The 11925-nt window shown below is 67.9% G+C and carries 9 protein-coding genes; 4 read left to right on the plus strand and 5 right to left on the minus strand.

The features are described 5' to 3' along the window. Positions 1-40: 40 nt before the first annotated feature. Complete coding sequence (locus tag JN22_RS28380) at positions 41-1132, minus strand: TRAP transporter substrate-binding protein (protein WP_085557066.1); 1092 nt, start codon at positions 1130-1132, stop codon at positions 41-43. A gap of 476 nt (positions 1133-1608) precedes the next feature. Next, entirely contained in the window at positions 1609-2223 is a 615-nt protein-coding gene (locus tag JN22_RS28385) for a DUF882 domain-containing protein (protein WP_085557067.1), read from the minus strand. A gap of 509 nt (positions 2224-2732) precedes the next feature. On the opposite strand from JN22_RS28385, the gene JN22_RS28390 reads away from it, so the two are divergent. Further along, the gene (locus JN22_RS28390; RefSeq protein ID WP_085557068.1) at positions 2733-4016 is read left to right on the plus strand and encodes a pentapeptide repeat-containing protein; all 1284 of its coding nucleotides are present in this window, start codon (positions 2733-2735) and stop codon (positions 4014-4016) included. A 23-nt stretch (positions 4017-4039) separates the two neighbouring features. Here the strand turns inward: JN22_RS28390 and JN22_RS28395 are convergent, their stop codons facing one another. The 3 genes from JN22_RS28395 to JN22_RS28405 form a co-directional block, all read right to left on the minus strand. Next, the gene (locus tag JN22_RS28395; protein ID WP_223677924.1) at positions 4040-5737 is read right to left on the minus strand and encodes a sensor histidine kinase; all 1698 of its coding nucleotides are present in this window, start codon (positions 5735-5737) and stop codon (positions 4040-4042) included. Between the two features lie 169 nt (positions 5738-5906). Then, positions 5907-6503: a response regulator transcription factor gene (locus tag JN22_RS28400; protein WP_085557069.1), complete on the minus strand. Its 597-nt coding sequence runs from the start codon at positions 6501-6503 to the stop codon at positions 5907-5909. Between the two features lie 18 nt (positions 6504-6521). Continuing rightward, positions 6522-8477 (minus strand): ATP-binding protein, encoded by a 1956-nt coding sequence (locus tag JN22_RS28405; protein WP_085557070.1) that lies wholly within the window; start codon positions 8475-8477, stop codon positions 6522-6524. Positions 8478-8686: 209 nt separating this feature from the next. Between JN22_RS28405 and JN22_RS28410 the strand changes: the two genes are divergently transcribed. From JN22_RS28410 to JN22_RS28420, 3 genes are all read left to right on the plus strand, one after another. Then, positions 8687-9697, plus strand: a complete 1011-nt coding sequence (locus tag JN22_RS28410; RefSeq protein ID WP_085557071.1) for a TRAP transporter substrate-binding protein — start codon at positions 8687-8689, stop codon at positions 9695-9697. Between the two features lie 229 nt (positions 9698-9926). After that, on the plus strand, positions 9927-10496 hold the full coding sequence (locus JN22_RS28415) for a TRAP transporter small permease (protein ID WP_085557072.1): 570 nt from the start codon (positions 9927-9929) through the stop codon (positions 10494-10496). Beyond that, positions 10493-11791 carry a TRAP transporter large permease gene (locus JN22_RS28420; protein ID WP_085557073.1) on the plus strand — a complete coding sequence of 433 codons (1299 nt, stop codon included), beginning with the start codon at positions 10493-10495 and terminating at the stop codon, positions 11789-11791. Before JN22_RS28415 ends, JN22_RS28420 begins: the two co-directional genes overlap by 4 nt. The last annotated feature ends 134 nt before the right edge of the window (positions 11792-11925 follow it).

An 11925-nucleotide genomic window follows, 5' to 3' on the forward strand; every position in this document is an offset into this window, starting at 1 on the left:
ACCGCCGGGGCCCTTGCGGTGCCCGTCCGGGCGCGTCCGCTCAGCCGCGCTTGGCCCCGGCCGTGAAGACGAAGTTGTCGAAGGAGCTTTCGCCGACGCGGAACCAGAGATACTCCTCCTCGCGGAACTTCTTCCACGGCTCGAAGATCTTGGCGAATTTCGGGTTGCTCTTGGCGGTCTCGTCGTACAGCTCGAAGGCCGCCTTGTAGCAGGCCTCCATGACCTCGCGCGGGAACGGCCTCAACTGCGCGCCGCCGGCGACCAGACGGCGCAGGGCGGCCGGGTTCTCCGCGTCATACTTGGCGTTCATGGTCAGGTTGGCCTCGAAGCAGGCCGCCTCCAGGATCGCCTGGTAGGTCTTCGGAAGCTGTTCCCACTGCTGCTGGTTGACGTAGAGTGAGACGTTGAGCCCGCCTTCCCACCAGCCCGGATAGTAGTAATACTTGGCGACCTTGTTGAAGCCGAGCTTCTCGTCGTCGTAGGGACCGATCCACTCCGCCGCGTCGATGGTGCCCTTTTCCAGAGACGGGTAGATGTCGCCGCCGGCGATCTGCTGCGGCACGGTTCCGAGCTTGGCGAGCACCTGCCCGGCAAAGCCGCCGATGCGGAACTTCAGGCCCTTCAGATCCTCGACGGTCTTGATCTCCTTGCGGAACCAGCCGCCCATCTGGACGCCGGTGTTGCCCGCCGGGAAATTCACCACGCCGTAACCCTGGAAGAACTCGCGCAGCAGAGCCATGCCGCCGCCATTGTAGATCCAGGCGTTCTGCTGGCGGGCGTTCAGACCGAAGGGAACCGTGGCGTCGAAGGTGAAGGTCGGATCCTTGCCGACGTAATAATAGCTGGCGGTGTGGCCGCACTCGACCGTGCCGTTCTGCACGGCGTCGAGCACCTGGAGGCCGGGAACGAGCTCGCCCGACGCGAAGGGGCGGATCTGGAACTTGCCGTCGGTCGCCGCCGCGACGCGATGGGCGATGGTGTCGGCGCCGCCATAGATGGTGTCCAGGCTCTTGGGGAAGCTGGAGGCGAGACGCCAGCGGATTTCGGGCTGCGACTGCGCGATGGCCGGAGCCGCGAGCGTGCTGGCCGCGACGCCGACGCCCGCCGAAGTCAGAAAGGAGCGACGCTTCATGGACGTTTCCTCTTGGTTATAACAAGTCTCATAGGACAGATGCACAGCCCCATGAAACTCCACTCTGACGATACGCTCAATTAGATGGGGCTGTCAGAACAGCACAAATCCGCAAATTGCATGGCAATCATGCTTGTGGGGTATTTCACGGAAAGCGCATAGGATTACACTGAAACTTTTCGTCACAAGGGAAAGCACGAGCCTGTCCTTGACAATTCCCGCTTCCGCGCAGTGACGGAACACACGCGGCGGGCCATGCGGGCATACCACAGCAACCCGGCCTCCGAAGCGCACCCCGCGCCACACCCAGGGGATCGGCTCGCCGCTTGTGGCGGCGATCGTTCGCATCGGGAACGGTATAAGCCGCGGACCGTCCAGCCCACCCCTACTTTCGTTTATGGGGTGAGGAATGCAAAGAGCCCGCCAGGCGCGGGGCATGGCGGGCTCTTGGACAGGCGGGGGGCTGAAACGGACCGTCACCAGTGGCGAAGCGGCCCGACGTCGACGTGGATGAAGTTGCTGTCGGGGTAATAGCCGACCCCGCCGGCACGCAGGCTCAGCGCCGCGCGCTGCAACTGGCGGAGACCGAGGCCGGGAACCCGCAGGTCGATGGCCTTGCCCTGCATGTGGTAGCTGTTCTGGGCGACGCCCGATCCGTCGGCCTCGCGCAGCATCGCGTTGGTTTCCGGCGAGCGGTAGGCCGACACGATCTGGATCGGCCCGCGGTTGCCGATCTTGCGGCCGAGCGCGTGGACGAGGTCCAGCAGCTTCGGGTCGATGGCGTGGACAGCCCCGGTGCGATGGTCGCGCAGCAGCCGGTTGATCTCACGCATGCCGTCGCGCAGGTAACGGCCCTTGGCCCAATATTCGGCGCGGATGCGTTCGCCGGTGTGCAGATTGATCAGCGAGAGCTGGCGCGGGGGAGCGCGCAGCGCCGCCTCCGCCTCGACCGGCGCCAGCATGGCGGCGGCAGCCAGACCGAGACCGCCGCGCAGCAGATGGCGGCGGCCAAGCGGGCCGGCGGTCGGGTGGCCCATGGAATCGTCCGGGCGTGCCGTCGTTTCGGACAAGACGTCCGCGTCCTTGATCATGCTTCCTCGTGTCCCCTGTTCCGGCCCCCGCCGGATTCGCGCTGCGGCGCAATACCCCGAAGGGTGGGACACTTTTAGGCTGACGGTAACTCTTTGTGTCAAGGGACCAATGGTTAAGAACTGCCAAAAAGCTTGAAGTCCGTGGATTTCCATGACATTGCGCGCAACAGCCCAGCCCCCGCCCCTTCGTTGCCGGTCTGTAACAAATCCGGCATGGCCATCGATTCGCCCGTCGGGGCCACCGCCGAGTCGCAACCGAGTCGCGCTGGCGTCCCGACGGAAACGCCCGCCCGCGCCGCGCCAGCCCCTCCCCATGCCTGCGAACGAAGCGTCAGCGGAGCTTCGGCGCACCGAAACGGAGTGGCGGGCGGCGACGGACCCGCCTCTCCGAAAGAGGACGCGCGAATGGAGAATCATTCAGCCTTCGGTAAGGAATCACGACGCATGATTGTCGCAGTGAAACCATCACGTGGCGTCGACTTCCCGTGCCCACGGCCACCATACCCACCATGTCCTCCGTGTCCTTCTTCCGGCCCGATCAACTGGCCGAGGTGCTGGACCGCCATGCCCGCTGGATCAAGGGCCAGCCGGGCGGCGTCCGTGCCAACCTCGCCATGGCCGACCTGGAGGGCGCCGACCTGTCGCAGCGCGATCTGCGCGGCGCCCGGCTGGTCGGGGCCAAGCTGGCGCGCGGGCGGCTGAACGGCACCAATCTGGCCGGCGCCGACCTGTTCGGGGTCGACCTGCGCGACGCCGACATCAGCCGCGCCAACCTGATGCAGACCGACCTGCGCGGCGCCCGGTTGCGCGCGGCGGATTTCTCCAACGCCAACCTCAAGGGCGCCGACCTGCGCAGCGGCACGCTGGAGCCGGGCGGCACCGCAAGGCGCGGCTCCGGCCCCGACGTGCAGGACGCCGAAGGGACGCGTCTGATCCACAAGGCCGCCCTCGCCCGCCTACAGAACGAGACGACGGCCACCGGCGGCATCCCGACCGACCTGACCGGCGCCGTGCTGCGCGGCGCCAACCTGTCCGACGCCGACCTCTCCGGCTCGATCCTTCAGAACGCCGACCTGTCGGGCGCGACGCTGAACGGCGCCAACCTGACCGGCGTGCGGCTGAACGGCGCCAACCTGTCCGGCGCCTCGCTGGACGGCACCCGCTTCGACAACGCCGATCTGGTCGGCACCCGGATGGCCGACTGCGACCTGTCGCAGGCCGACATGGGCACGGCGCAGATGACCCGCCCCATCGACAGCGTGGGGTCGGAGATCCAGCACGCCATCTTCGACCACGAGCGCTGGATCGACAGCTTCGGCCAGCGCGGGCGGCGCGCCGACCTCGATGGCGCCGACCTGCGCCGCGCCGACCTGCGCAACGTCAATCTCAGCGCCGCGTCGATGCGGGGCGCCGACCTGTCGGCGGCGGCGCTGACCGGCGCCCGGCTGATCATGACCGATCTGTCCGGCGCCAACCTGGAGGGCGCCAACCTGATGGGCGCCGACCTGTCCGGCGCCAACCTCAGCTACGCCGTGCTGAACGGCGCCGACCTGACGCGGGTGCGGCTCGGCCCGGCGGAGATCAAGGATCCCTCGGGCCGGCCGACCGGCCGCTCCTGGGCCGCCAACCTGATGGGTGCGGACCTGCGACGCGCGTTGATGGTCGGGACCTGTCTGGTGCAGGCCAATCTGGCGGAGGCCAACCTGGAAAGCGCCGACATGGACGGCGCCGACATGGCGGGCGCCAAGCTGCAACGCGCCAATTTGCCCGGCAAGCCGCCGCGCCGGCGCTGACGCGCCGCCCCCCCTCCTCCCCCTCAGGGCAGCGTGATCGTCACCGTCGTGCCGACGCCGGAGGCGCTGTCCACATTCAGCGTGCCGCCATGCGCCTCGACGAAGCGCTTGGCCAGCGGCAGTCCCAGCCCGGTTCCCGATTCCGACTTGGTCAGGTAATTGTTGACCTGCCGGAACGGCTCCATGGCTATGGTCAGTTCCACCGCCGTCATGCCGATGCCGGTGTCGGCGATGACAATGACCGCCCCCTTGCCCTCGGCCCCCGCCGCCGCCTCGATCCGCACGGCGCCGCCGGCCGGGGTGAACTTGATGGCGTTGGACAGGATGTTCAGCACCGCCTGACGCAGCCGCACCCCGTCGACCACCACCATCAGGGCCGGATCGATGGTGCCGGCGGTCACCGCCACGCCCTTGCGCGCCGACAGCGCCTCCACCAGCCCCAGGCAGTCGGCCAACAGTTCGCCCAGCGCGATTCGTGCCGGGAACAGCTCCAGCCGCCCGGCCTCGATCTTCGCCATGTCCAGCAGTTCGTTGACGAGGTCGAGGAGATGGCGGCCCGACTGGTGGATCGCCCGGATGTACTCGGCGTGCTTGGGCGACGCCGGGCCGAAGATTCCGGACAGCAGCGCCTCGGTGAAGCCGATGATGGCGTTCAGCGGGGTGCGCAGCTCGTGGCTCATGTTGGCGAGGAACTCGCTCTTGGCCCGGTTGGCCGCCTCGGCGTGGTCCTTCTCGGCCTCCAGCCGGCGGCGCTGCTCGATCAGGAAGGCCTCGCGGGCGCGGCGCACCTCCTGCTCGGCCTTGCGGCGGCGGCGGAAGGAGCGCGACACCACCAGCGCCAGCGCCAGCGTGGCGGCGCAGGCGGCGGTCCCGCCCCCGACCACCGCCAGCCGCGTCGACGCCAGCCGTTCGTTCACCTGGCCGGCGGGCATGCCGAGCACGACCGTCCACTGCGTGTCCGGCGACCGATGGAAGACGGTGTACACGTCGTCGCCGTCCAGGGTCCTGGTGACGAACAGCCCCTCGTCGCTGCCCGACGACAGCCGGGCCTCCAGCGAGGGCGGGATGCGCTGGCCGAGATGCGCGGCGGCGTCGCGCGACCGGGCGGCGATCAGCATCGACGGATCGACGATGCCGATCGTCCAGTCCGACGGAACCGCACGGGTCTTGAGCACGCCGGCCAGCCCTTCCAGCCCGACCGACAGCGAGAGCACGTAGCGCACGCGCTCCTCGTCGAAGATCGGCGCGCGCAGGACCAGGGCCGGGCGGCCGGGCGGCCCGCCGGGCGGCAGAACCCCGCCGATCACCGAACGGCCGCTCTCGATCACCTTGCGCGTGATCGGATCGAGCCGGGGCGGCGGCAGCGGCTGGACCCCCAGCGGGTATAGGGTGTGGAAGACGAAGCGGTTGCTGTCGGCGTCGACCAGCCCCATCGCCAGCCAGCCGCCCTGGCTGTGGGCGGCTGCGGTCGCCGCGGCGTAAAGGCTGGGAACATTCTCGACGTCGGACTGTCCAAGGGCCGCCAGCAGCTCCAACGGCCGGAGTTGGCTCGCCAGCTCGCGGTCCACGCTCAACGACAGTGACTGGGCCAGCCCCCGCAGGTCGTCCTCGAGTTCCGCCTGGTGCCGGACGTCGAGCAGCCACGCCATCGCCGCGGCGAACAGCAGCAGCGGCGCCGCAGCCGCCAGTCCAAGCGCCGGAAAGGAGGAAGGCAAACGCAACGGCCGAGGCTCCCGCCAGAATACATATGACCTGTGTAGCGAACCATGGCCCGGCGCACCAAACTATTCGCGGAAATAGGGGAAAAACACTAGGACCGTCCCCGCACCGGGCAATCATCCACGCGCCGCCCAGCGGCATTTCCCAACATGTCCATGACAACAATATGTCTCAACCGGCGCTGGTCAGCAGGCGGGTCAACTCGACCGCCGTCTTCACCCGCATTTTTTCGAACACGTGCGAGCGGTGAACTTCCACCGTGCGCATGCTGATGCCCAGCTCGTCGGCGATCACTTTGTTCAGCCGGCCGGCGACCACCAGTTCCATCACCTGCCGCTCGCGCTGGGTCAGGCTGGCGATCCGCGCGGCGACTCCGGCCTGCCCGGCCTCGCGCGCGCGCTGCTCGGCGTCGAAGGCCAGCGCCTCGATCACGCGGTCGACCAGGTCGTTGTCGTTGAAGGGCTTCTCGACGAAGTCGCGGGCTCCCTTCTTCAGGGCGCTGACCGCGCTCGGCACGTCGCCATGGCCGGTCAGGAAGATCACCGGCAAGCGGCAGCCCTGGGCGCGCAGCCGGTCGAACAGCTCCAGCCCGCTCATCCCCTCCATCCGGATGTCGAGCAGCAGGCACCCCGCCGTCTCCGCCGTCCAGGCATCGAGGAACTCCCGCGCCGACGCCCACCCCGCCACCGGAACGCTGCGCGACTGGAACAGCCAGCCGAGCGCGTCGCGAATCGCCTCGTCGTCGTCGACGATGTGCAGGGTGGTCATTCGGCGGCCTCCAGGGACTTAGGAAGAGGATTCGGAACACAGGGGAAGGGAGAACAGGAACCGGGTGCCGCCGCCGGGCGCCGCCTCGAACCACAGGCGTCCGCGGTGGTGCTCGACGATGGAGCGGCAGATGTTCAGGCCCATTCCCATACCCTCGCTCTTCGTGGTGAAGAAGGGGGAAAACAGCCCCTCGGCGATCTCCGGGGCGATGCCGCAGCCATGGTCGCGGATGGCGGTCAGCAGCGCGCCCTCGGCGCGGGTGACGGTGACCGACAGCCGGCGCCCGGCGCGCGGTGTCCTGGCCATCGCCTCGATGCCGTTGCGCATCAGGTTCAGCACCACCTGCTGCAACAGGATGCGGTCCCCCGGCACCGGCGGCAGGTCGGCCGGCGCGTCCAGCTCCACCCGCACGCCGAGCCGGGCGGCGTCGGCCCCCATCAGACCGACGCAATCCTCCAGCACTTGCGGCAGCGAGCAGGGGGCGACGTTCGGCTCGCTCTTGCGCACGAAGTCATGGACCCGGCGCACGATCAACCCGGCGCGCCGCGCCTGGGCCGCCAGCTTGTCGAGCGCCGCCGCCACCTCCTGCGTGTCGAACCGGCCCGAGCGCAGGCGGTTCAGGCAGCCGGTGCAGTAGCTGGCGATGGCCGACAGCGGCTGGTTCAGCTCGTGCGCCAGGGTGGACGCCATCTCGCCCATGGTGATCAGGCGGGAGGTCTGCTGCAACCGCTCCTGCTGCTGGCGCGCCAGCTCCTCCGACCGCTTGCGCTCGGTGATGTCGAGCACCGAACCCATCCAGCCGGTGTGCCGCCCGTTGGCGTCGATCAGCGGCGCCTCGTAGATCAGCGCGTCGAAGCGCTCGCCGTTGGCGCGCTGGAAGCGCATCTCCAGCCCGCTTTCCGGCGCGCGGCCCGCCAGCACGTCGTGGAAGGCGGCCTCGGCGCGGTCGAGATCCTCGGGCAGCCAGTAGGGCATCGGCGGACCATGGTCGACCATCTCCTCGGCGCTCAGCCCGACCATCCGGCAGAAGGCCGGGTTGACGTAGGTGATGCGGCCGTCGAGGTCGCGGGCGCGCATGCCCACCGTCAGGCTGTCCTCCATCGCCTTGCGGAAGGCGTGCTCGGCGCGCAGCGCCTCCTCCGCCCGCAGCCGGCCGGCGATGTGGCGGCGCAGCGACCACAGGCTCCACAGCGCCGATCCGGTCAGGCCGAAGATCGCCACCACCAGGATCGTCCGGGTGCCGTTGGAGTCGGTGGGATAGGCGGTGGCCACCAGCGCCACGCCGTGCCCCGGCGGGTCGAAGGGGATGACGTGGCTGCGCGCCGGATCGGGCGCCGCCCCCGTCATCGTTCCCGGCACCGCCATCCGCGACTTCGCCCCGAGCACCGTCCCCCGCGCGTCGATGACCTCCAACTGGTAGCGCTGGGCGAACCACCAGGGGACATGATGGGTCAGCATCGCCTCGAAGGAGAAGACGCCGACCAGCGCCCCGGCGAACACCCCGTCGCGGTGGAGCGGGAAGACCGCGTCGAATCCGGTGTCGCTTGGATCGATGCGGTAGGTCGCGCTGTAGGCGCGCAACCCCGACGCGCGGGCGATCCGGAAGGCGTCGTCGCGCGGCGACGGCCCCGGCTCCCCATCCGGCACCGCCATCCCGCCGCCCGACGGTGGCTCGGCCATGCGGGTGCGCCCGTCGGCGTCGAGCCACAGGAGGCGCTCGATGGCCGGGTTGGTGTTCACGACCATCCGCGCCATGGCGGCGAATTGACGCAGATCGGGCTGTTCACGGTTCAGGGCGTCGGCCAGCCGCTCCAGCTTGTCCTCGTCGGACGTCAACTGGAAGTGGAGGTTCTGCTCGACCCACAGGGCGTCCTTGATGAGCGCCAGGGCCTCCTCGTCGCGCTCGCTCCGGTGAAGAAGCCAGAGGAAAGCACCCAGAAGCACCACGACCAGCGCCATGGCGACGATCGGCATGACGTGCGGCGCCCCATGCAGGGAACGCGGTCCGAAGAGCGGCGGCGGCGGGGCGGCGGGGCTGGGCACGGGCGGCGGAACCGGAGGTGGATGAGACAGGCTGCGGATATCCACAATAGCCCCGACGGAGGGAGTATTGAAGAATAGCCAATAAGTCCGGGACCGAACATTCGGTCCTACGGAAAATTTCAAAGGAAGGGACGCACCCGATGAAACTCGTCAAACTGCTCTGCGCGGCCGCGGTCGGCTGCCTGATGTCGGCTCCGGTCGCCCTGGCGCAGGACCAGATCCTCATCAAGTTCAGCCACGTCGTCGCCCCCGACACCCCCAAGGGCAAGGGCGCGGAGAAGTTCAAGGAGCTGGCCGAGAAGGCCACCGCCGGCAAGGTGAAGATCGAGGTCTATCCCAACAGCCAGCTCTACAAGGACAAGGAGGAGCTCGAGGCCCTCCAGCTCGGCGCCGTGCAGATGCTGGCCCCGTCGCTCGCCAAGTTCGGCCCGCTGGGCGCCAAGGAATTCGAGGTCTTCGACCTGCCCTACATCTTCCCGAACAAGGAGGTCCTGCGCCGCGTGACCGAGGGTCCGATCGGCAAGCAGCTCTTCTCGAAGCTGGAGTCGAAGGGCATCACCGGGCTGGCCTATTGGGACAACGGCTTCAAGATCATGAGCGCCAACAAGCCGCTCATCAAGCCGGAGGACATGAAGGGCCAGAAGATGCGCATCCAGTCCTCCAAGGTGCTGGACGCCCAGATGCGCGCGCTGAGCGCCCTGCCGCAGGTCATGGCCTTCTCCGAGGTGTACCAGGCGTTGCAGACCGGCGTCGTCGACGGCACCGAGAACCCGCCGTCCAACATGTACACCCAGAAGATGCACGAGGTGCAGAAGCACGCGACGCTGACCGACCACGGCTATCTCGGCTACGCGGTCATCGTGAACAAGAAGTTCTGGGACGGGCTGCCGGCCGACATCCGCACCGCGCTGGACGGCGCGATGAAGGAAGCCACCGCCTACGCCAACGACATCGCCCAGAACGAGAACGACGTCTCGATGGCGCAGATGAAGGCGTCGGGCAAGACCCAGTTCCACGAGCAGACCAAGGAAGAGCGCGCCGCCTGGGTCAAGGCTCTGATGCCGGTCCACAAGGACGCCGAGTCCCGCGTTGGCAAGGACCTGATCGAGTCGATCTACAAGGAAGCCGCCGCCGCCGGCTTCAAGATGTAAGCGGACGGGTCGTTCCGCCGATACCTCCCTCTCCCGCCCCGGGAGAGGGAAGGGGCCCGCTGAAAGCGGGAAGGGTGAGGAGGGGCTATCGGAGCATGGATTCAAGCCGCACGCCCGATAGCCCCTCACCCTCCCCACGCCTGCGGCGTGGGTCCCCTCCCTCTCCCGGGACGGGAGAGGGCAAAGCTTCCAGCCCAAAAACACCCCGCCGACCGGGAGTTTCCCCTTCATGCTCCTACGACTGCTCGACCGTCTCGAGGAGGCGCTGATCGCCTTCCTCATGGCGGCGGCGACGCTCGTCATCTTCGCGGCCGTCGTCCACCGCTACCTGTCCGGCGTGCCGGTGATCCAGGACTATGTCCTGCACTGGAATCTCGCCTGGGCGCAGGAAATCTGCATCTACATGTTCGTCTGGATGGCCAAGTTCGGCGCCGCCTATGGCGTGCGCACCGGCATCCACGTCGGCGTCGACGTCGTCATCAACCGGATGCGGCCCGACCTGCGGGCCAAGTTCGTTCTGTTCGGGCTGGGGGCCGGGGCGCTGTTCACCGGCGTCGTCGGGTCGCTGGGGGCGCGCTTCGTCTACCACATCGCACAGACCGAGCAGGTTTCGGCCGATCTGGAAATGCCGATGTGGATCGTCTATCTGGCGGTCCCGCTTGGGTCCTACCTGATGTGCTTCCGCTTCCTCCAGGTCGCCTGGAATTTCGTCCGCACCGGTGAACTGCCCCACCACGACCATGCCCAGGTCGACGGCATCGACCCGGTCGAAGCCGCCAAGGAAGGAGGCCCGGCATGAACGCCGCCATCATCTTCGGGCTTCTGCTCGCCCTCATGCTCACCGGCATGCCGATCTCCATCTCGCTCGGCCTGACGGTGCTGTCCTTCCTGTTCTTCATGACCGACGTTCCCATCGACGCGGTCGCGCTGAAGCTGTTCACCGGCATCGAGAAGTTCGAGATCATGGCGATCCCGTTCTTCATCCTGGCCGGCAATTTCCTGACCCATGGCGGCGTCGCCCGCCGCATGATCAACTTCGCCACCTCGATGGTCGGGCACTGGCACGGCGGCCTCGGGCTGGCCGGCGTCATGGCCTGCGCGCTGTTCGCGGCGGTGTCGGGCTCCAGCCCGGCGACCGTGGTCGCCATCGGCTCGATCATCCTGCCGGCGATGGTGGCGCAGGGCTTCCCGCGCAACTTCGGCGCCGGCATCGTCACCACCTCGGGCGCGCTGGGCATCCTGATCCCGCCGTCGATCGTGATGGTGATGTACTGCGTCGCCACCACCGGCCACCCGCAGGCCGCCTCGATCGGTCAGATGTTCATCGCCGGCGTCGTGCCGGGCATCATGCTGGCCACCCTTCTCGGCTTCACCACCTGGTACCGCGCCCGCAAGTTCGGCTACCCGCGCCTGCCCAAGGCCAGCGCCGGCGAACGGATCAAGGCGCTGCGCGAGAGCTTCTGGGGCCTGCTGCTGATCGTCGTGGTGATGGGCGGCATCTACAGCGGCGTCTTCACGCCGACCGAGGCGGCGGCGATGGCGGCGGTCTACGCCTTCATCGTGGCGGTCTTCATCTACAAGGACATGCCGCTGAGCCGCGTGCCGAAGGTGCTGCTGGACAGCGCCAGCATGTCGGCGATGCTGCTCTACATCATCACCAACGCCGTGCTGTTCTCGTTCCTGATGACGTCGGAGCAGATCCCGCAGAACATGGCGGCCTGGATCCTCGACCAGAACATGGGCGTGTGGGTCTTCCTGCTGGTGGTGAACATCATCCTGCTGGCGGCCGGCAACTTCATGGAGCCGTCCTCGATCGTCCTCATCATGGCGCCGATCCTGTTCCCGGTCGCCATGAAGCTGGGCATCGACCCGGTGCATTTCGGCATCCTGATCATCGTGAACATGGAAGTCGGCATGTGCCACCCGCCGGTCGGCCTGAACCTCTACGTCGCCTCGGGCATCACCAAGATGGGCATCACCGAACTGACCGTGGCCGTCTGGCCGTGGCTGCTGACGATGCTGATCTTCCTGGGCATGATCACCTACATCCCGGCGATCACCCTGTGGTTCCCGCGTCTGCTCGGCTTCATGTAAAGCCACAGTCGGCAAGCGGTTTTTGAGTGAGAAAGGCACCAAGTCCTCCCGGTCCGGACTTGGTGCCTTTCTCTTTTGATGGTTGTCGCGTTCCGACGGCGCGCTCTACACTCCGGCTTTCCTGCCGCCATGCC

Origin of the sequence: Azospirillum agricola, from assembly GCF_020005195.1 — a bacterium.
Taxonomy (GTDB): Bacteria; Pseudomonadota; Alphaproteobacteria; order Azospirillales; family Azospirillaceae; genus Azospirillum; species Azospirillum agricola.

Bases quoted from the DNA above. Each gene is read 5' to 3' on its own strand.
- JN22_RS28380 (WP_085557066.1), bottom strand. From the start codon at position 1,132: ATGAAGCGTCGCTCCTTTCTGACTTCGGCGGGCGTCGGCGTCGCGGCC.
- JN22_RS28385 (WP_085557067.1), bottom strand. From the start codon at position 2,223: ATGATCAAGGACGCGGACGTCTTGTCCGAAACGACGGCACGCCCGGAC.
- JN22_RS28390 (WP_085557068.1), top strand. From the start codon at position 2,733: ATGTCCTCCGTGTCCTTCTTCCGGCCCGATCAACTGGCCGAGGTGCTG.
- JN22_RS28400 (WP_085557069.1), bottom strand. From the start codon at position 6,503: ATGACCACCCTGCACATCGTCGACGACGACGAGGCGATTCGCGACGCG.
- JN22_RS28405 (WP_085557070.1), bottom strand. From the start codon at position 8,477: ATGCCGATCGTCGCCATGGCGCTGGTCGTGGTGCTTCTGGGTGCTTTC.
- JN22_RS28410 (WP_085557071.1), top strand. From the start codon at position 8,687: ATGAAACTCGTCAAACTGCTCTGCGCGGCCGCGGTCGGCTGCCTGATG.
- JN22_RS28415 (WP_085557072.1), top strand. From the start codon at position 9,927: ATGCTCCTACGACTGCTCGACCGTCTCGAGGAGGCGCTGATCGCCTTC.
- JN22_RS28420 (WP_085557073.1), top strand. From the start codon at position 10,493: ATGAACGCCGCCATCATCTTCGGGCTTCTGCTCGCCCTCATGCTCACC.